The 18,271-nt window shown below is 68.7% G+C and carries 16 protein-coding genes; 13 read left to right on the forward strand and 3 right to left on the reverse strand.

The window, feature by feature from the left end; translation table 11 throughout:
* Positions 1 to 147: 147 nt before the first annotated feature.
* The 3 genes from D7W82_RS05780 (at position 148) to D7W82_RS05790 (ending at position 2,456) form a co-directional block, all read left to right on the forward strand.
* Positions 148 to 783: a hypothetical protein gene (locus tag D7W82_RS05780; protein WP_120617377.1), complete on the forward strand. Its 636-nt coding sequence runs from the start codon at positions 148 to 150 to the stop codon at positions 781 to 783.
* Between the two features lie 138 nt (positions 784 to 921).
* The gene (locus D7W82_RS05785; RefSeq protein ID WP_233587321.1) at positions 922 to 1,863 is read left to right on the forward strand and encodes a 3-hydroxyacyl-CoA dehydrogenase family protein; all 942 of its coding nucleotides are present in this window, start codon (positions 922 to 924) and stop codon (positions 1,861 to 1,863) included.
* Positions 1,860 to 2,456 (forward strand): hypothetical protein, encoded by a 597-nt coding sequence (locus tag D7W82_RS05790; RefSeq protein WP_120617379.1) that lies wholly within the window; start codon positions 1,860 to 1,862, stop codon positions 2,454 to 2,456. Before D7W82_RS05785 ends, D7W82_RS05790 begins: the two co-directional genes overlap by 4 nt.
* A 118-nt stretch (positions 2,457 to 2,574) precedes the next feature.
* Here the strand turns inward: D7W82_RS05790 and D7W82_RS05795 are convergent, their stop codons facing one another.
* From D7W82_RS05795 to D7W82_RS05805, 3 genes are all read right to left on the reverse strand, one after another.
* Positions 2,575 to 5,682, reverse strand: coding sequence for an efflux RND transporter permease subunit (locus tag D7W82_RS05795; protein WP_120617380.1), 3,108 nt, complete (start codon positions 5,680 to 5,682; stop codon positions 2,575 to 2,577).
* Between the two features lie 21 nt (positions 5,683 to 5,703).
* Complete coding sequence (locus D7W82_RS05800; RefSeq protein ID WP_120617381.1) at positions 5,704 to 6,882, reverse strand: efflux RND transporter periplasmic adaptor subunit; 1,179 nt, start codon at positions 6,880 to 6,882, stop codon at positions 5,704 to 5,706.
* A gap of 201 nt (positions 6,883 to 7,083) precedes the next feature.
* A complete protein-coding gene (locus tag D7W82_RS05805) occupies positions 7,084 to 7,902 on the reverse strand; it encodes an SDR family NAD(P)-dependent oxidoreductase (RefSeq protein ID WP_120617382.1) in 819 nt (272 codons plus the stop codon).
* A 51-nt stretch (positions 7,903 to 7,953) separates the two neighbouring features.
* Here D7W82_RS05805 and D7W82_RS05810 point away from each other — a divergent pair, with 51 nt between their 5' ends.
* From D7W82_RS05810 to D7W82_RS05855, 10 genes are all read left to right on the forward strand, one after another.
* Positions 7,954 to 8,823, forward strand: a complete 870-nt coding sequence (locus D7W82_RS05810) for a hypothetical protein (RefSeq protein WP_120617383.1) — start codon at positions 7,954 to 7,956, stop codon at positions 8,821 to 8,823.
* A gap of 259 nt (positions 8,824 to 9,082) precedes the next feature.
* Positions 9,083 to 9,850, forward strand: a complete 768-nt coding sequence (locus D7W82_RS05815) for a zinc-dependent metalloprotease (protein WP_120617384.1) — start codon at positions 9,083 to 9,085, stop codon at positions 9,848 to 9,850.
* A gap of 61 nt (positions 9,851 to 9,911) precedes the next feature.
* On the forward strand, positions 9,912 to 10,133 hold the full coding sequence (locus D7W82_RS05820) for a DUF2378 family protein (protein ID WP_233587322.1): 222 nt from the start codon (positions 9,912 to 9,914) through the stop codon (positions 10,131 to 10,133).
* A gap of 42 nt (positions 10,134 to 10,175) precedes the next feature.
* Positions 10,176 to 10,682, forward strand: coding sequence for an SgcJ/EcaC family oxidoreductase (locus D7W82_RS05825; RefSeq protein WP_120617385.1), 507 nt, complete (start codon positions 10,176 to 10,178; stop codon positions 10,680 to 10,682).
* A 1,085-nt stretch (positions 10,683 to 11,767) separates the two neighbouring features.
* Positions 11,768 to 12,661, forward strand: a complete 894-nt coding sequence (locus D7W82_RS05830; RefSeq protein WP_255417090.1) for an ATP-binding cassette domain-containing protein — start codon at positions 11,768 to 11,770, stop codon at positions 12,659 to 12,661.
* Positions 12,658 to 13,467 (forward strand): ABC transporter permease, encoded by an 810-nt coding sequence (locus D7W82_RS05835; protein WP_120617387.1) that lies wholly within the window; start codon positions 12,658 to 12,660, stop codon positions 13,465 to 13,467. Before D7W82_RS05830 ends, D7W82_RS05835 begins: the two co-directional genes overlap by 4 nt.
* The gene (locus D7W82_RS05840) at positions 13,454 to 14,704 is read left to right on the forward strand and encodes an aminotransferase class I/II-fold pyridoxal phosphate-dependent enzyme (protein WP_120617388.1); all 1,251 of its coding nucleotides are present in this window, start codon (positions 13,454 to 13,456) and stop codon (positions 14,702 to 14,704) included. The genes D7W82_RS05835 and D7W82_RS05840 overlap by 14 nt, the downstream gene beginning before the upstream one ends.
* A complete protein-coding gene (locus D7W82_RS05845; RefSeq protein WP_120617389.1) occupies positions 14,701 to 15,612 on the forward strand; it encodes a nucleotidyltransferase domain-containing protein in 912 nt (303 codons plus the stop codon). Before D7W82_RS05840 ends, D7W82_RS05845 begins: the two co-directional genes overlap by 4 nt.
* On the forward strand, positions 15,609 to 17,285 hold the full coding sequence (locus D7W82_RS05850) for an alpha-amylase family glycosyl hydrolase (protein WP_120617390.1): 1,677 nt from the start codon (positions 15,609 to 15,611) through the stop codon (positions 17,283 to 17,285). The genes D7W82_RS05845 and D7W82_RS05850 overlap by 4 nt, the downstream gene beginning before the upstream one ends.
* Positions 17,282 to 18,271, forward strand: coding sequence for a nucleoside-diphosphate kinase (locus D7W82_RS05855; RefSeq protein WP_120617391.1), 990 nt, complete (start codon positions 17,282 to 17,284; stop codon positions 18,269 to 18,271). The genes D7W82_RS05850 and D7W82_RS05855 overlap by 4 nt, the downstream gene beginning before the upstream one ends.

An 18,271-nucleotide genomic window follows, 5' to 3' on the forward strand; every position in this document is an offset into this window, starting at 1 on the left:
CAATCGGAACCACGGCCCATGACGAGCTGCGACATGAGCGCAATATCGTCATGCACGCCCCGTCTGTCTGGGGAGGCAGGCAAGGGCCCGCCGGGAGGCGTGAGCAGCCCCTGAATGCGAGCATCCTGGAACCGATACGCTGGGAGCGTGAACGCCCCCCAGACACCGCGACTCCTCACGGAAGACGACCTCGCTCGCCATCTCGCGCGGGCCTACCGGCTTGCGAGGGCCGATGATCTTTCATGGCGCCCCATCGAGGAGCATCTCCACGCGCGGAGAAGCGCCGCGTTCATCGAGGCGTTCGCGGCACAGCTCGTTCAGCACTACGCCCAGGTCCCAGGCGTGTGCGTCTTCCGGAAGACGCAACCCGCGCTGCACTTCAAGCGCGGTGGCAGCCAGCGCAGCGAGTTCCTGTTTGATGTGCTCGCCTGCGTCATGGAGAAATGCCCACCGGCAATCCGCTACGACGTTCCGCACCTGGATTTCATCCAAGCCCCTCTGTTCCAGATGGAATCCGAGCTCGCGCAGGACACCGCCGAGGCCGCCGAGGACTTCAGCAAGTTGGTGTGTGGCGCGGCCCCCCAGAGCCTGTTCGTCGGGCCCCTGACGCACAACCATGATCCGTTTCTGAAGGTGCTCGCGTGCATCGCGCCGCACGTGCCCAGCAAGGAGGTGTACTGCGGATTCATCCTCCACCCGAAGTCCTGGGCGGACAGGGATGCACTCCCGAAGCTGTACCGGTGGCGCGTGGACCGCTGGGATGAGGTATCGGCGCAAAGCTGACCGGAAGGGGTTCTCGCAGCGAGCCAACAAGGCACGGTGCGTCACGCATGCGTCCTGGACGATTGCAGCCACCATTCAAGTGATTGCCATCCGTGCGTCGGGCGGCCACGCTCGCGTCGCATGAGACACAAGCGGCTGATGAGGATTGGCGTTGTCGGCGGCGGGGCCATGGGGTGCGGCATCGCACTCGAGCTCGCCATCGCCGGCAGACAGGTGGTGCTCTTCAACAGGCAGGCGCAGAGCAGCGAGGCAGCGCGCGTGAAGCTGGAGCGTGACGCCGCGCTGCTGGTGGAGGCGGGGATGCTCGGCGCGGAGCAACGCACCACCGCGCTCGCGCGCATCCATCGCACCACGGTGCTCGCCGAGGCCGCCGTGGTCCAGGACCTGGTCATCGAGTCCATCCCCGAGGACCTGGCGCTCAAGCAGCAGCTCTTCAAGGAGCTGGACCGGCTCGCGGCACCGGACACCCTGCTCGCCACCAACACCACCGCGCTGAGCGTGACAGCCATTGCCCGCGACTGCGCGCACCCCGAGCGGGTCCTCTCCGCGCACTACTACCTTCCCGCGCACCTGGTGCCGCTGGTGGACGTCATCCCCGGCGAGAAGACGTCACCCGACGCGGTGGAGACGGTGCGGCGCTTCCTCGAGGAGCTGGGCAAGTCGCCCGTGGTCTTCGCGCGGGACGTGCCGGGCTCGGTGGGCCCGCGCCTGCAACAGGCGCTCATCGGCGAAGCCTTCCGGATCGTGCAGGAGGGCGTGGCCACGCCGGAGATGGTGGACCGCGTGCTCACGCAGGGCATCGGGCGGCGCCTGGGCGCCTCTGGCATCTTCGACCGGCTGGACCTCGTGGGCCTGGACTTCATCACCGGCGTCCTGCGCGGCTCGGGGCGCCCGGTGCCGCCGGTGCTCGCCCAGAAGGTGGACCAGGGCGAGCTGGGCCTGAAGACGGGCCAGGGCTTCTATCCGTGGACGCCGGACAGCGCCGCCGCCTTCGAGGAGCGCATGGCCCGCCACCTCATCACGCAGCTGCGCGAGGACCGGGCCGCGGGCCGCCTCCCCACACCGGAGTCCGAGGAATGAGCAGCGACGTCGTGCTCGTGGAGCCGGCGGCGCTGTCTGACTTCATGGCGGACGCCGTCCGGGAGTACACGGCGTGCACGCCGGAGCTCCCGCCGCGCAGCTGGGCCGTGCTGCTGGGGCGCTTCACGGACGACGCGATGCACGTGGAGCGCGTGGGCTTCGCCACCAACATCCGCGAGACGGACGACTCCGTGCTCCAGGAGTTCGAAGCAGCCATCATCCCTCGCTTCGGCGCCTGCTACGCCAACGGCCGGCGCGGCTACTGGTGTGAGCCGCGCGAGCTGCTGCGCATCACCGCCGAGGCCGAGGCCGAGGGGCTGGAGGTGCTCGGCTCCATCCACCTGCACCCGGACTGGCACCGCATCGGTCCGCCCCACGAGAGGGGCCTGCGCGTCAGCCAGGAGCCCACGCCCATGGACCGGCACCTGTTCCAGGGCAGCGGCTGGCCGCTCAACATGATCCTCTACCTGGAGCGGAGAGAGGGCAGGCTCTACCACTCGCTCGGAGCGTGGGCCCCGCCCGCCGACACAGCGCCCGAAGCGGGATGCCGTGCGCTCGCCATCCGGATGCGCACCTGCACAGCGCTCAGTTGACGGGGTGCGTGTCCATCGCGTCCGGCGCGAAGCTCGCGCTGTCCCGTCGCTCAAAAGACGAGCCGCCTGGGGCAGGTGCCTCCAGGCGGCTCATTCCACTGCACTGCCTCAGCCCCGTCTACGCAGCGACGTCAGGCGCCTGCTGGAGCTCCGCGGCCTCGCTGGTGGCCACGGTGCGCGTCTTGGCGATGAGCAGGTAGATGGCCGGCACGAAGTAGAGGGTGAAGAGCGTGCCCAGCGCCATGCCCGTCACAAGCACGAGCCCGATGCTGTTGCGCGCCGCCGCGCCCGGTCCCGACACCAGGACGAGCGGGAAGTGGCCCGCGACCGTGGCCACCGTCGTCATCAGGATGGGACGGAGCCGCTCGGAGGCCGCTTCCTTCACCGCCTCGAGCTTCGATTTGCCCTCCTCCTGGAGGCGGTTGGCGAAGTCCACGATGAGGATGCCGTTCTTCGCGATGAGGCCCACCAGCGTCACCAGACCCACCTGTGAGTAGATGTTGAGCGTGGTGGTGAAGCTGTCCGTGAAGTACGGCATCATCGGGTTCGGCATCCGCAGGAACGTGGTCACCAGCGCGCCGAAGAGCGCCAGCGGCACCGACCCGGCGAGGATGATGAGCGGATCCCTGAAGCTGTTGAACTGGGCCGCGAGCACCAGGAAGATGAGCACCACCGCCAGCCCGAACGCCGGGGCGAACGAGTCCCCTTCCGTGCGCAGCTGCCGGGACTCGCCCGTGTAGTCGATGCGGTAGCCCGCGGGCAGGATGCGCGCGGCCTCCGTCTCCAGGTAGGTGAGCGCCTCGTCCAGCGGGCGGATGGCCACGCCGCTGAGCTTTACGGCATTGAGCTGCTGGAAGCGGTTGAGCGACCGGGGCGCCACCTTGTCCTTGAGGGACGCGATGGCCGACAGGGCCACGAGCTTGCCATCCGGACCGGTGACGTGGATGTCCTTGAGCTGCTCCGGCGTGAGGCGGGAGGAGCGCAGGACCTGCGGGATGACCTTGTAGCTGCGGCCCGCGATGTTGAACCGGTTGACGAAGTTGCCACCCACGGCCGTGCCCAGGTCCTGGCCCACGGTGCCCAGATTCAGGCCCAGCTGCGCGACCTTCTCGCGGTCGACCTCGAGCTCCGACTGGGGCTGATCCAACTTCACGTCGATGATGGGCGGGAAGGCGAACAACCCGCTCTGCGTCGCCTTCTCCTGGAGCTGCTGCGCGAAGCCCAGGAGCTCGTCCGCCTCCGCCGTGGAGGCGATGACGAACTCCACCGGGAAGTTGCCACCCCCCGGCAGCGCGGGGGGCTGGAGGGTGAACGTCTGGACCGCCGGGATGGTGCTCACCCGCTCCTGCGCCTCCGCCATCACCTGCGCCGTGGTGCGCTGGCGCTCCTTGAACGGCTTCAGCACCAGGCCCCAGAAGCCGTTGCTCGGCTGGACAATCTGGAAGTTGAAGCTGGACTCCGGCATGTCCATCAGCAACTCGCTCGTCTTGGTGACCGACGGCTTCAGCTGATCCAGGGTGGAGTTGGACGGCGTGCTCATGATGCCGATGACGAAGTCCTGGTCCTCCACGGGCGCCAGCTCCCGGGCCGACTGGTTGAACATCACCAGGGCGAGCAGGCTCAGGAAGATCCACGCCGCGTAGACGGGTCCGCGGACGAGCAGCGAGCTGTCCAGGGTGCGGGCGTACGCGGCCCGCAGGCGCTCGAAGCCGCGGTTGATGACGCCCGCGAGCCCCTTGTCCTCGTGGCCCGCCTTCAGGAGCACGGAGGACATCATCGGGGAGAGCGTCAGCGCCACCACGCCCGACAGGGTCACCGCTCCGGCCAGCGTGAGCGCGAACTCGCGGAACAGCGAGCCCGTGAGCCCGCCCTGGAAGGCGATGGGCGCGTACACCGCGGCGAGCGTGAGCGTCATCGCGATGATGGGCCCCACCAGCTCCCGCGCGCTCTTGATGGCGGCGTCCACCGGGCGCAGTCCGTCACGCAGGTGGCGCTCCACGTTCTCCACCACGACGATGGCGTCGTCCACGACCAGGCCCACCGACAGCACCACCGCGAGCAGGGTGAGCAGGTTCACCGTGAAGCCGAACACCTGCATCAGGAACACCGTGCCGATGAGCGATACCGGGATGGCCACCAACGGCACCAGGATGGAGCGCACGGAGCCCAGGAACAGGAAGATGACCAACACGACGATGATGAGCGTCTCGATGAGCGTGCTCACCACCTCGTCGATGGCGTTCTGGATGTAGTCCGTGCCGTCGAAGGCGACGCCGCCGTGGATCTGCTCGGGCAGGTCCTTCTTGAGCGAGTCCATCTCCTGGCGGATGCGCTGCATGACGTCCAGCGAGTTGGCGTTGGGCAGCGACCAGATGCCGACGAAGACGGCCGTCTTCCCGTTGAGCGTCACGTCGGTGTCGTAGTCCTCGGCGCCGAGCACCACGTCCGCGACGTCCGACAGCCGCACCACCGCGCCGCCATCCTTGCGGACGATGAGCTGCCTGAACTCCTCCACGGAGCGCAGGCCCGTGTTCGCCGTGAGGTTCACCTGCACGAGCGAGCCCTTCGTCTGGCCCACGGCGGCGAGCGAGTTGTTCGTGGCGAGCGCCTGACGGACCTGGATGGGGCTGACGTTGAGCGCGGCCATCTGGTCCGGCTTCATCCACACCCGCATGGCGAACGTGCGCGCCCCGAGGATGTCCGCGCGCTGTACGCCCTCCACCGACGACAGCCGGGGCTGCACCACGCGCACCAGGTAGTCGGACAGCTCGTTCTGCTCGAGGAAGTCGGAGGTGAAGTTGAGGTACGCGATGGCGAACTGGCTGTCCGCGGACTCGATGCCCATCACGGGCACCTGGGATTCGGGCGGGAGGTCGCCGCGCACCTGGTCGACCTTGGCGCTGATCTCACTCAGGGCGCGGTTGGCGTCGTAGTTGAGCTTGAGCCGGGCGCGGATGATGGAGACGTTCTGCGAGCTGGTGGACTCGACGTAGTCGATGCCGTCCGCCGCGGCGATGACGCGCTCCAGCGGCGTGGTGATGAAGCCACGGACGAGCTCCGCGTTGGCGCCGACGTAGACCGTGGTGACGGTGATGTCGGCGTTCTCGCTGCGCGGGTACTGCCGCACGTTGAGCGAGCGCAGGGCCTGCAGGCCGGCGATGATGATGATGAGGTTGACGACCAGCGCCACGACCGGACGCCGGATGAAGAGGTCGGTGAATTTCATGGGTTCGCCTTCTTGCGTCCCTTAAGGGTTCACCGGCTGGGGAGCGACCTCGATGGGCGGCGCCATCGCGTTGTTCACGACGACGGCCATGCCGTTCTTCAGCTTGAAGACGCCGCTGCTGACCACGGTCTGCCCGGGCTTCAGGCCGGACGTCACCGCGACGTAGTCACCCCGGCGCTCCCCCAGCCGCACGAACTGCTGCCGCGCCAGCAGGGCCGTCTTGCCCGCGGCGTCCTTGCCCTCGGCGAGGGTGAACACCGAGTCACCATAGGGAGCGAAGAGCACGGCGGTGGCGGGAATGGCCACCACCTGCTCGCTGGCGTCGGAGAGCACCTCCACGCTGACGAACATGCCGGGCAAGAGCCGGCCGTCCGCGTTGGGCACGGTGGCGCGCATGCGCACGTTGCGGGAGGACAGCTCCACCTCCGGGTTGATGGTGGTGAGGTCGCCTTCCCAGGACTCGCCCGGGAAGACGTCGACGCGCAGGCGCACCTTCTGGCCCTGCTTCACCTGGGCCAGCGCCTGCTGGGGCAGCTGGAACTCCACGAGCGCGGGGGTGGAGGACTGCAGGGACACGATGGGGTTGCCCGGGGAGACGAGCTGTCCCAGCTCCACCTGGCGGATGCCGATGCGGCCATCGAAGGGGGCGCGGATGGTCTTCTTGGCGATGAGGGACTTCAGGTGGGCCACGGTGGCGGAGGACTGGAGCGCCCGCGCGCGGACGGCATCCAGGTCCGACTGGGTGTTGGCGCCCTGGGCGTTGAGCTTCTCGGCGCGCTCGCGGGTCAGCCGCGAGAGCTCCGCGTCGGCCTCGGCGCCGGCCAGCTGGGCCTGTTCGCTGGAGGTGTCGAGCTGGATGAGCACCTGGCCCTTCTTCACCGAAGCGCCGTTCTCGAAGCGGATGTCGTTGACGACGCCCGGCAGCTCCGCGCTCAGGGTCACGCCCCGGAGCGCCAGCACGGTGCCGACAGCGCTCCGGGTCCCCTGCCAGCCGAAGGACTCCGCCTGGGCGGACGTGACGGACTCGGGCGGCTGCACGAAGGTCTCACCGGCGTTGATCATCGAGACGATCTGTCCCGCCTTGACGGCGACGAGCCCCGCGAAGATCGCGAGCAGGAGCAGCACGCCGATGATCCACCGCTTGAGGCGGCTGGCGCGGGGCGGTGAGGACGAAGGCACTTCAGCAGAAGGGGCATGCATCGTGGGCACTCGAACCGGCTGACAGGGGCAGCCGTGTCAGGGAATTGGCCGCCCTGTAGCCGAACCGTTCTGCGTTTGCGCCCTTGAAAATCTGTTCAGGTTGTGACCACTCCCTGGGTTGGCTTCGCGCGCGCTTTTTCGAGCGCGCACGTGACGAGCCCGTTACGGGGCTCGTGCCGGAGAAGCCAGGCGGCGGACGACTCAGCCTTCCACGGGACGGGTGAGGCCCAGTGTGTCCGCGTAGCTGTGCAGCCCGCGAATGTGATTGCCACCGTCGACGGCGAGGGTGTCACCGGTGATCCATGAGGCGAGGTCGCTGCAGAGGAACGACACCACCTTCGCCACGTCCTCCGGCTCGCCACACGGTTTTCCGAGCGGCGTATGGGCGAGGAACTCCCGCCCCATGGCGCCCTTCATGAGGCCGGCACCCTCGGCCAGGGGGGTGCGGATGGCGCCCGGGGCCACGACATTCACACGAATGCCGTACCGCCCCAGCTCCGAAGCCGCGACCTTCGAGAAGTTCGCGAGCCCCGCCTTGGAGGCGCAGTAGTGGGCGAGCCCATCCGTCACGGCCGTCTGATTCAACGAGGAGATGTTGACGATGGAGCCCGGCTGCTTCGCGGCGACGAGCGCCCTCGCGAGCGCCTGGGTGAACAGGAAGGGCCCCTTGAGGTTGATGGCCAGGATCTGGTCGAACTCCTCCGCCGGCAACTCAAGGAGCGGGCGGAGGGTGGCCGACCCTGCGTTGTTCACCAGGATCCCCGGGAGGCCAAACTCACGCGTGGCAACCTCAATGGCCTGCGCCACGTCCTCCGCGCGAACCACGTCGCCCGCGAAGGGCATGGCCCGCGCGTGCCCCTCCATCCTCCGGTTGAGCTCTCCGGCGGCCGCCTCCACCTTCTCCCGGGTCCGCCCGAAGAGAAGGACGTTGGCTCCGTCCCGCATGAGGCGCGCGGCGATTCCCAGTCCGATGCCCTGGCCCGCCCCCGTCACGATGGCACTGCTCGATATCAGCTTCATGGTGGCTCCTGTGTGCTTCGTGGACGGGCGTGAATCTACTTCACCGCGCGTGTGAAGGAGTTCGCGCTCGAGAAGAAGGAAGAGGTGACGGAGCACGCGAAGCAGCTCGCCGCGGAGAAGCGCGAGGAGCTGAAACAGCAGGCCCGCGAGAAGGTGCTCGACTGGAAATCACACGCCAAGGAGACGGCGATGCGCAAGACGTACGAATGGACGGATGAGGCCACCCACACGCCACGAGGGCTGGGGCTGCTGGGGGCCGGGGTCGGCTCCATGTTGATGAAGCGGGCGTTCCGCTCGCGCATCGAGGAGCGCGACTACCGCGTCCGCGAGTATGAACGGATTCCGGTGGGCCCTGGCCGCGAGCGCATCCCCCTGTACGAGGCCGAGCGCGAGTACTCCGGCGCCTACGGCTCGGGCCGGGTCATCCCCGTCCCTGGATACAACACGCGCGAGGAGTCCAGCGGGGACGAGGGCATGCACCTCAAGGACCGCGCGAGCGAAGCGCTGCACATGGCGAAGGAGACCGTGGGGAGCACCACGGAGAACGTGAAGGACCGGGTGAGAAGCCAGGCTTCGCACCTGCGCGAGCGCGTGCCGTCCCCCCAGGCGATCCGGGGACGCACCTCGCAGTGGTACGACCGGGCCCTCGAGGAACAGCCCCTGGCGCTCGCGCTCGGCGCGGTGGCCCTGGGCATGCTGACCGCGAGCCTGCTGCCGGTGACGGACAAGGAGCGCCAGCTCCTGGAGCCCGCGAAGCGCCGCGCACAGGAAGGACTGGCGCAGTTGGGAGACCAGGTGAGCCAGAAGCTGGAGGGCAGCGAAGAAGAGGACACGTCCAGCGCTGGAACCGTCTCCATGGGCGCGAGCGGCGGAATCCCGCCGCTGCCGCCGCTGGAGCAGATTGCCCCGAAGGTGCACTGAGCGATTGAAGCGGAGGACCTTCCCGGGCCTGAAGCGCATGGGCCCGGGAACGAACGCTCCGTGAAATCACAAACACCGGGAATGAAACATGGTGTGTATCATCGGACCTTTCCGTACTCGCAGACTAGGTTCATCTGACAATAATTTCTCGTTTTGTTGGATAATGCGGCTCAAACCCTCTAGAACAGCGACAGTCCACCCGGTGGTCCCGTGGTGGGACCGGGAGCTGGGCTGATCCACGCCAAGAGGGGCGACGAACATGTTCAAGAAGGCTGCTGTCGTCGTGGTGAGCTGCGGTGCGTTGCTGACGGCCTGCGGTGGTGAGGCGCAGAGCGAGAACGACGAGATTGTCTCCAACCTCATCGAAGCGGGCTTCCCGGCCAACGACATCATGGTCGTGGACAACGCGGTGTACGTGGGGCGTGACGCTCACGTGAGCCTGGAGGCGTCCCGGGAGATGCTCCAGACCGACAGCGCGACCGCGGAGCAGTACCGGACGACCAACCTCGTCGGCACCAGCGTGACGAAGATCTGCGTCATCCCCACCTCCCAGTTCAACAGCTACAGCCGGCTCAGCCAGGGCCTCGACCTGGCCATCGAGAACTACAACAGCCAGGGGCTGCGCATCACCTTCGCGCGCGGCTCGGCGTCCGACTGCACCGCGACCATCTCCGCGAAGACCACGAGCGGCACCGGCGGCTCGGCTGGGTTCCCCAAGGGCGGCAAGCCCTACGGCACCATCAACATCGGCACCGGCCTGCAGAGCTACAGCGTGGACGTGAACGAGCACGTCATCACCCACGAGCTGGGCCACACCATCGGCTTCCGCCACTCGGACTACTACGACCGGTCCATCAGCTGCGGCACCGGCGGCAACGAGGGCGCGTCCAACGTGGGTGCCATCCACATCCCCGGAACGCCGACCACGGCCACGCGGGGCGGCTCGGTGATGAACTCCTGCTTCAGCTCGAATGAAAGCGGCGAGTGGACCAGCTCCGACCGCACGGCGCTGGACTACCTCTACTGAGCGTTGGCTCGCCGCGGGAACTTCACCCCGCGCGCGAGTGCATTGCAGCCCCAATCCAGGGATGCTTCCACGCGTCCGCCCCGCCCTGGGGCGGACGCTGCTGGGCAAGGCGCTCGTGTCCCTGTGGCCCATCTTCGGGCCCGACCGGGTGCTCTCCCGCCTGCAGGAGAGCTTCGCCACGGTGAACAACTACCTGAAGACCGAGCTCATCACCCACGGCCGCGAACCACACTTCGACTTCAACGGCCACGCCTGTTCCTACCGCGTGCGCTGGGATTCGTGAACGAGGTCCTTCCAGCACCGTCCCCCATGGCAGACTGCGGCCATGACCCGCTCTTCTTCCTTCGCAGTCGTCGCGGTGCTGAGTCTGGTGTTGGTTTCCACGGCGTGCACGGCCCCTGACCACGCCCGGGACGAGCAGGACCTCCGCCAGTTGGTGAAAGCTCAGACCGAGGCCTGGAACGCCCACGACGCGACGGCATGGACGCGGGACTTCGCGGACGACGCGGACTTCATCAACATCGTCGGCACGGTGTTCCAGGGTCGCGCGGAGATCGAGACGCGCCACGCCGCCATCTTCGCGAGCATCTTCAAGACCAGCCACGCAGAGGTCACCGTGCGCAGGATCCGCTTCCCCAGCGAGGACATCGCCGTGGTGGACACGATGCACGAGGTCACCGGCCACACGGGCCTCCCTCCGGGAGTGCAGAACACCGAGGACGGACTGCTGCGCACGCAGATGCGGTATGTGATGAAGCGCACCCAGAAGCAGTGGCGCATCGTCTCCGGCCAGAACACCGACGTGAAGCCGGCGCCCAAGCCAGTGCCGTAGACAGCCAATGCAGGGCTCCAAGCAAGCTGTGCTGCCGCTGCACGCTGGGCCATCACCGCAAGGTGGACTTCTCGCGAGCCTCCATTGAGTCCTCGTCCGTCCGGGCGTCAAGAAGGAGCGGCTGGGGCGCTATCGCTGGGTCGTCGAGCGCAGGGACGACGTGCACTTTGGATTCCTCGTCCTCGGCTGCTGCGTCATGCCCCTACGACGCCTCTGTCCCGGCATTTATCAGGAGCTGCAAATGAGACATCCTCACCCCAGAGCGCTCGTATTGGCGATTTCCTGTCTGTTGCTGACCTTCACTGCCTGCATCCGAACTGGAGGGCAGACGGAGGTCCCGGCTGCAGATCCGTGCCTGAATGCCCCTGCCTGCGGGCGGGGGGCGGTATGCGCCCCCACACGGTCCGCGGAGGGCAGTGAGCTGACTGCCAGCTGTGTCATCCCTTGCTTCCCGGACTCAGGCGTGCCCGAGCTGTGCCCCGAAGGATTTTTCTGCGCGCTGTACAATGCGCACGGGCCTCAGATTCCCCACTGCATTGGCGTGCCCAGGATCATGGAAGCGGTGAATGGAGGGCGTGTACTCAGGGTGCGTCCGGACGCGGGAGGATTCCAGCTGGAGCACAGCCAGCAGGATGGAGCAGACGCAGGACTGTAGATTGGCCGTCGAATGGCCTGCGGTCGGCCCGAGCAAGGAAGCCTTTGACTTCCTTGCTCGGGCCGACGTTTTTCAGGGGGATGGCCTTCTCACCGCAGCGGATCTCCGACAGTGGACGGGGCTGCGACCGCATGGGTCGCCGTGCCGCCCTCAGCCGGTGATGCCCCCTGCTTCCGGCGCGATAGCAGGCTCCGGCGTCTTGCTACACGCGACACTCGCGCTCACCGTGAGTGACGTAAGGGATTTGGAAAGGCTCTCAACAAATCCTCCGTAATGAGTATGGCCGTGTCATCTCCGACGCGGACCGCTGACGCTGGATGTCAGACCGCATCTGTAGAAGGTCATCCCGACGATGACCGACAAAATCACCTTTCCTGAACAAGCAGCATTTCAGGATCCGATCAAAACACCTGGGCGTCTTCGTCAGTCCATGGGGTCCGCGCAAGGAACCGCCCTGCTCTCCGCGGAGCGGCTCTCCTTCGCCTTTCCCCAGGGGACGCCCGTGCTCCGCGATGTCTCCCTCCACTTGAAGGGGGGAACATCCGTGGGGCTGCTCGGCGCCAACGGCGCGGGCAAGACGACGCTCTTGGGAGCGCTCACTGGCACCGTGCGGGGAACGACGGGCGGCTCGGTGCGGCTCGACGTGGGTGGGCTTCACGCCCGCCGCGCCATCGGGTTCGCGACGCAGGCCATCGCGCTCTATCCCGTGCTCACGGTGGAGGAGAACGTCGGGCACCTGGCCCGGCTGTTGTTGGGACGCGGTGAGGCGAAGGCCGCCATCGCGCGGACCCTGGAGGAGTTCGCGCTGGGTCCCATTGCCCGCATGCGCGTGCATCACCTGTCGGGTGGGCAGCGGCGGCTCGTGCACCTGGCGGCGAGCTTCGTCCATGCGCCACCCATCCGGTTGCTGGATGAGCCCACCGTCGCGCTCGACTTCGAGGCCCGTCAGCTGGTCGTGCGCCGGGTGCGCGCGTGGCGTGAGGCGGGCGCCGCGGTGCTCGTCACCGCGCACTATCCCGAGGACATCGAGGAGCTGTCCACGGAGCTGGTGCTGCTTCGCGACGGGAAGACTCGCGACCTGGGGGAGCTGGGCACCGTGCTGTCGAACCAGGCTCGCACGCTGTCGCTGCGTGGCGCGCGTCCCGATGCTTCGTGGGAGCTCGCGCTCGCCACCAGCAGCCTGGAGGAGGTCCGCTCGAAGCTGGGCGAGGTCCCCTCCGATGTCCACCTGTCCGAGCTGCGCCTGTCCGGCAACAGCCTCCGCGACATCCTACTGAGGGACCCGTCCCTGAGCGCCTTCGCCCGGGAGTCAGAGGGGCCATGAATCACGACATCGCTTCCCGTGCCCCCTCCGCTCCCAGCGGCGTGGAGGGTTTTGTCAACGTGGCGCGCTGCTACGCGCTGACGGAGTGGCGGGTGCTCGCGCGCGAGCGCACGGCCATGGTGTTCATCTTCATCCTGCCCGCGGTGCTCTCCGCCATCCTGGGGCCCGGTGTGTCGGGGCTCGACTCGGCCCCGGGCGCCATGGGCCGGGCCACCATCGGCTTCGCGGTGATGTTCAGCTACATGGTGGTGACCTACTCCGGTCACGCCTTCTACCGGGACTTCTGGTACCACACCCACGGCAGGCAGGCGCTGATCCGCCCATCCCGGCTCGCGTTCGCCATGGGCAAGGTGCTGCCCGCGTGCGCGATGTCGTTCGTGCAGTTGCTGCTCTTCACGGGCTTCGCGGCGGTGTTCCTGGGCCTGCCGCTGAACGGCAACGTCCTCCAGGTGGCCCTCACCGGCGCGGCGCTCGTCACGAGCGGCTCGGCCCTGGGCTTCCTCCTCTTCGCCATCACGCGCAGCACCGCCACGCTCTCCAACCTCTCCTACCTGGTGCTGGTGACGTTCAGCGCGGTGGGTGGCGCCATCGTCGCCACCGAAGCCCTGCCAGGTTGGTCGCGCACGCTCGGCTACGCCACGCCGCACTACTGGGCCCTGCGCGCGCTCAACGAAGCCACCTTCGGCCAGGGGCGCTGGAGCGTCGTGCTCCAGAGCACCGCCGTCATCCTCACCTTCACCGCTGTCTGCGCGACCGCCGCCAGCCTGGCGTTCGACTTCCGGGACCAAAAACATGACACGACCTGAACAAGACACCGCGGACCGCCCTCGGGCGCCCGTCATCCAGCGGCTGCTCGGGGACCCGCGCGTGGCGCAGGCCCGTCTGGGCAAGCGCATTGGCCGCCTCCCCTACTTCACGCGGGTGGAGTCGGCCACCGGCCCCATCACCCGCATGGAGGGCCGGGACATCCTCAACTTCGGCTCCAACAACTACCTGGGGCTCGCGAACGACCCTCGCGTCATCGCCGCCGCGCAGGAGGCCTCCGCCCGCTGGGGCGCGGGCGTGACGGGCTCGCGCCTGCTCAACGGCAACCTGACGCTCCACGAGGAGTTGGAGGAAGCCCTGCGGCGCTTCTATGGCCGCACCGGCGCCATGGTGTTCTCCACCGGCTACGGCGCCAACCTGGGCCTGATGAGCTCGCTCCTGGGCCGCAATGACCGCGCCTGGGTGGACGAGGAGATGCACGCCTCCGTCCTCGACGGCGTGTGGCTGGCGCGCGCGAACATGAAGCGCTTCGGCCACAACGACCCGGAGCACCTGCTGGCCCAGGCGAAGGAGGACACCGGCTCCGGCCTCTGTGTCGTGGAGGGCGTCTACTCCATGCGCGGAGACCGGGCCCCGCTGCGCCGGTTCCTGGAGGTGTGCCGTGAGACGCGGCTGGCGCTCGTCGTGGACGAGGCGCACGGCCTGGGCACGGTGGGCGCGCGGGGGCTGGGCACCGTGGAGGAGGACGGCGTCGTCCAGGACGCGGACTTCATCACCATCACCTTCTCCAAGAGCCTGGGCTCCTGCGGCGGCGCCATCATCGGGGACAAGGCCCAGATTGAGGCGCTGCGTGTCCTCACGCGGCCCTTCCTCTTCACCGCCGCCAACACGCCGGCCTCCGTGGCCGCGGCCCTGGCCGCCCTGCGCATCCTCCATGAGGACCCGGGGCTGGTGGCCCAATTGAAGGAACGGGTGCGCTCGCTGCGCGAGGCGCTGGTGGAGCGCGGGCTGCGCCCCATTCCTTCCGACGGTCCCATCGTCAGCGTGGAGGTGGGCGCGGACTTCGACACGCTCCAGGCGTGGAGGCTGCTGTGGAACCGGGGCATCTACGCCAATCCGGTCATCCACCCGGCAGTGCCGGCGGGCCACGGCCTGCTGCGCCTGAGCGTGATGCGGACGCATGAGGAGCAGATGGTGCGCACCGTCGCGGACGCGTGCGCGGACGTTTTCTCGGACTTGCAGCTGTCCCATGAGGGACGGGGGAAGGTGGCATCATGAAGCGCACGCATCAGCTCTCCAGTGGTCAACCGCTCACCACGCAGACGCTTCGCGCGCACGGCGTGGACGTCGAGAAAATCCTGTCGGAGCTCGTCAGCGACCCCGCCTCGTGCGGCGTGCTGCTGACGGGTTCGCTCGCGGCCGGCAATGGCACGCCCAGCTCGGACGTGGACCTGATGGTGCTGGTGCCGCACCGCACGTCGCTCATCTCCACGAAGGAGGGCGTGCGCTTCAAGAACAGCCGCTTCAGTGAAGCGCTCCAGTACTGCGACGGCATCGAGGTCAACGTCGAGCTGGCGGAGCGCGGCCGCGTCGCGGAGATCATGACGTGGATGACGGCCATCGCGCCGGCGCTCTACAAGCCCTCCGAGCTGAAGTTCATCCCCATCATCGACGGCCCGGAGCTGCGCTTCCTGCACCGGCTGCGCGTGGGCTTGCCGCTGATGAACCCGAGCCTGGTGGCGAGCTGGCGCGACGAGTTCCTGGTGGAGCTGCTGCCCACCTACCTCACCGTGCGCCACTTCATGGAGGTCCATGAGTACCTGGAGGACGCCATCAGCCACCGCGCCGTCAGCGAGGAGTCCAGCCGGCACGTGGCGCGCATCGCGGTAGAGGAGGCGCTGGTCTCCATCCTCGCGGCCCTGGGGGTGACGAGCGCGGCGCGCAAGTGGCTGCTCATAGAGTCGCGCAAGGCGATGGCCACCGCGAGCGAGGTGGACCGCGGACTGCTCGAGGAGGGGCTCCTGCTGCACGCGGACTGCGCGACGGGCCCGCTGGGCGGATGCCTCACGCGCATCGAAGCGCTCCACCAGCGCATGGCCCAACGCATGTCGGCGGAGCCGGAGCTGGCGCGCGCGGTGGAGTTCCTCCAGGGCAGCATCGACTACGTCCTCGAGCACCAGGGATGAGCGCCTCCGGACACACGGCCCCCCCGGTCCGCGCACCCGCGAGGGCGCGGCTGGGGGACGCGCTGGGACAGCTCTACGGGGCGGAGCGCGCGGAGGCGCTCGTCCGGGAGCTGGCCCAGGCGGCGGAGGGCGTCCGCGCGCGCCCGCGGCCCGGGCACGCGCGGCCCGCGGTCATCGCCGTGTATCCGGACCACGTGCTCGACGGGGGCATGGCTCCACTCGCGGCGCTGCGGCGCTTCCTCGACGAGGAGGTGGGCGGCGTGGGACCGGCCCTGCTGCACGTGCTCCCGCCCTATGTGTCGGACGGGGATGACGGCTTCGCGGTGGTGGACCACCGGGCCGTGCATCCGCGCCTGGGCGCATGGGAGGACCTGGAGCGGCTGTCGGAGGTGAGCGGCGGGTTGATGCTCGACCTGGTGATGAACCACGTGTCCACGTCGCACCCGGCGTTCCGGGACGTGCTGCGCGGGGAGGGGCGGCCCGGGGACTTCCACCTCTTCTCCGAGCCGCGCGACATCGAGTGGGGCACGCGGGTGCGGACCTCCTCCATCCTCCAGCGCTTTGGCGCCGTCTGGGCGTGGTGCACGTACGGGCGCGCCCAGGTGGACCTGAACCACGGCTCGCCGGACGTCTTCCTGTCCATGGCGGGCACGCTGCTGCGGCTGGTGGAGGCGGGCGCGCGGGTCGTGCGCCTGGATGCCATTCCCCACGTGTGGAAGCGCGTCCCCGGCGGGCCGCACCAGCCGGAGGCGAAGCTGCTGGTGCGCGCGCTGCGAGCCGTGGCCGACCTGGTGGACCCGTCGGTGCGCCTGCTCGCGGAGACGGACCACCGCACGGGAGAGCGGTGCTACCTGGGCGAGGAGCTGGCGCAGCACGACAACCACCTCGCGGTGCCGCTGCTCGTCTTCGCGGCGGCGCTCGCGGGCGAGGGCGGTCCGCTGGTGGACTGGGTGAACGCGTCCGCGTCGGATGCTTACGGCCGCGACGGCTACGCCTTCCTCCAGACGCATGACGGCGTGCACCTGCGTCCCATGGATCCGCCGCTGGAGGCCCCCACCCTGCGGCGGGTGATGGAGCGGATGGAGCGTGCCGGGGTCCGGGTGTCCCACGCGGACGTAGGGGGCGAACCCCGGCCGTACGAACTCAACAGCTCCCTGCATCGCATCTTCTCCACGGAGGCGGGGCTCGACGTCGAGCGCTACCTGGCCGCGCACGCGCTGCTCTTCGCGCTCCCCGCCACGCCCTGTCTCTACTTCCCCACGCTGTTCGGACTTCCGGACGCGGTGGGCGTCGAGCCCTCCAATCCCCGCGCCGCGAACCGGCACCGGTACTCGGATGGGGCCCTGCGTGCGTGGGTCCGGCAGCCGGTGCACGCGCGAATCCTGAAGTCCCTGTTGGGCCTCATCCGCCTGCGCGACCGGACGCCCGCGCTGCTGGAAGACAGTGGCTGCGAGGCGCGGCTGCCAGTGCCCGGGGCCCTGCACCTGGCGCGAGGCCATGGCCGTCAGCCGCTGCACGTGTTGGTGAACTTCGGCGTGGAGCCCATGTCCGTCCCCGTGCCGCTGCGGAAGTGGAAGGACCTGCTCGGCGGGCGTCAGGGCCAGGGGGACGTCCTGCTCGCGCCTTCCGAAGCGCTGTGGCTCGTGGAAGCCGGGAGTGGAGACCTCACATGAGAAACGCTGCCAGTGTGTCCGGCCTCGTGGAGGCCTTCGGCTCGCGTCCGGGGAGCGAGGAGTTCGTCTTCACGTTCTTCGACCCGTACGCCATCGGGCTCGGGCTCGCGGAGGAGGGGCTCGCGTTCCTGGAGCGCGAGGGCTTCCGCGTCGTGGACCGGCGCTTCGTCCAATTCACGCAGAGCAGCATCGAGGCGGTGTACAGCCCCAACCGCCCCATCGCGCTCGACAAGACATGGGCCGTACCCAGCGAGGTGTACCTGCTGGAGTCCTCCTGCGCGCTCATCCTCCGCACCCCCAGCCGGTCGGCCTGCGCGGCGTTCAAGTCGCTCAAGGGGTCGGCGAATCCCCACAAGCGCTCACCGCACCACCTGCGCAGCCAGCTCCAGGCCCCGACGCGCGCGCTGAGCCTCATGCACTCCTCGGACGACACGCACGCCATGATTGAAGAGGCCGCCACGGCCTTCGACCCCCGGGAGCTGCGCATGCTCCTGGAGTCGGAGGGGCGCCCCACCCGGCGCGCGAGCTCCGCCATCCAGCAGCTGCCGGGGGCCGTCGTGGGACGCGCATGGAGGCCTTCGCCCCTGGAGTTCCTGGTCCACCTCCGCCTGCGCCTCGCGGAGGAGGTGGAGCTCGTTGCCCCCTTGCCGGAGGAGCTGGTCTCTCCGTGGCGCGAGGCAGCGAACGAGTTGGAGGGGCTGCGCTCCGAGCCGGCGGCGTCCCGCGAGGTGTACCTGCGCGTCGTGGCCAGCGAGGCGGCGCTGGTGAACGACGCGGTCCAGGCGGGGCTCTCACATCCGCGCCGGCCCGGGATGTTCGACTACCGCGTGGAGCCGGCGCTCGCCGCCACGGTGCTGGAGCTACTCCACCACCCGGCGCTGTACCGCGAGACGGACCTCACGCGGCTCATCGGTCCGCTGGGGGCGCTGGTCCGCAACGCCTACGAGCGCGTGCTCCTGCGCAGCGCGCTCCAGGAGTTCGAATGA

The sequence above is a fragment of the Corallococcus sp. CA049B genome (genome assembly GCF_003611685.1).
Taxonomy (GTDB): Bacteria; Myxococcota; Myxococcia; order Myxococcales; family Myxococcaceae; genus Corallococcus; species Corallococcus coralloides.

What these genes read in the sequence shown, in the direction of transcription:
- D7W82_RS05790 (WP_120617379.1), top strand. Translation starts at nt 1,860, where the DNA reads ATGAGCAGCGACGTCGTGCTCGTGGAGCCGGCGGCGCTGTCTGACTTC.
- D7W82_RS05820 (WP_233587322.1), top strand. Translation starts at nt 9,912, where the DNA reads ATGCTTCCACGCGTCCGCCCCGCCCTGGGGCGGACGCTGCTGGGCAAG.
- D7W82_RS05805 (WP_120617382.1), bottom strand. Translation starts at nt 7,902, where the DNA reads ATGAAGCTGATATCGAGCAGTGCCATCGTGACGGGGGCGGGCCAGGGC.
- D7W82_RS05850 (WP_120617390.1), top strand. Translation starts at nt 15,609, where the DNA reads ATGAGCGCCTCCGGACACACGGCCCCCCCGGTCCGCGCACCCGCGAGG.
- D7W82_RS05840 (WP_120617388.1), top strand. Translation starts at nt 13,454, where the DNA reads ATGACACGACCTGAACAAGACACCGCGGACCGCCCTCGGGCGCCCGTC.
- D7W82_RS05785 (WP_233587321.1), top strand. Translation starts at nt 922, where the DNA reads ATGAGGATTGGCGTTGTCGGCGGCGGGGCCATGGGGTGCGGCATCGCA.
- D7W82_RS05830 (WP_255417090.1), top strand. Translation starts at nt 11,768, where the DNA reads ATGGGGTCCGCGCAAGGAACCGCCCTGCTCTCCGCGGAGCGGCTCTCC.
- D7W82_RS05795 (WP_120617380.1), bottom strand. Translation starts at nt 5,682, where the DNA reads ATGAAATTCACCGACCTCTTCATCCGGCGTCCGGTCGTGGCGCTGGTC.
- D7W82_RS05835 (WP_120617387.1), top strand. Translation starts at nt 12,658, where the DNA reads ATGAATCACGACATCGCTTCCCGTGCCCCCTCCGCTCCCAGCGGCGTG.
- D7W82_RS05825 (WP_120617385.1), top strand. Translation starts at nt 10,176, where the DNA reads ATGACCCGCTCTTCTTCCTTCGCAGTCGTCGCGGTGCTGAGTCTGGTG.
- D7W82_RS05815 (WP_120617384.1), top strand. Translation starts at nt 9,083, where the DNA reads ATGTTCAAGAAGGCTGCTGTCGTCGTGGTGAGCTGCGGTGCGTTGCTG.
- D7W82_RS05800 (WP_120617381.1), bottom strand. Translation starts at nt 6,882, where the DNA reads ATGCATGCCCCTTCTGCTGAAGTGCCTTCGTCCTCACCGCCCCGCGCC.
- D7W82_RS05855 (WP_120617391.1), top strand. Translation starts at nt 17,282, where the DNA reads ATGAGAAACGCTGCCAGTGTGTCCGGCCTCGTGGAGGCCTTCGGCTCG.
- D7W82_RS05845 (WP_120617389.1), top strand. Translation starts at nt 14,701, where the DNA reads ATGAAGCGCACGCATCAGCTCTCCAGTGGTCAACCGCTCACCACGCAG.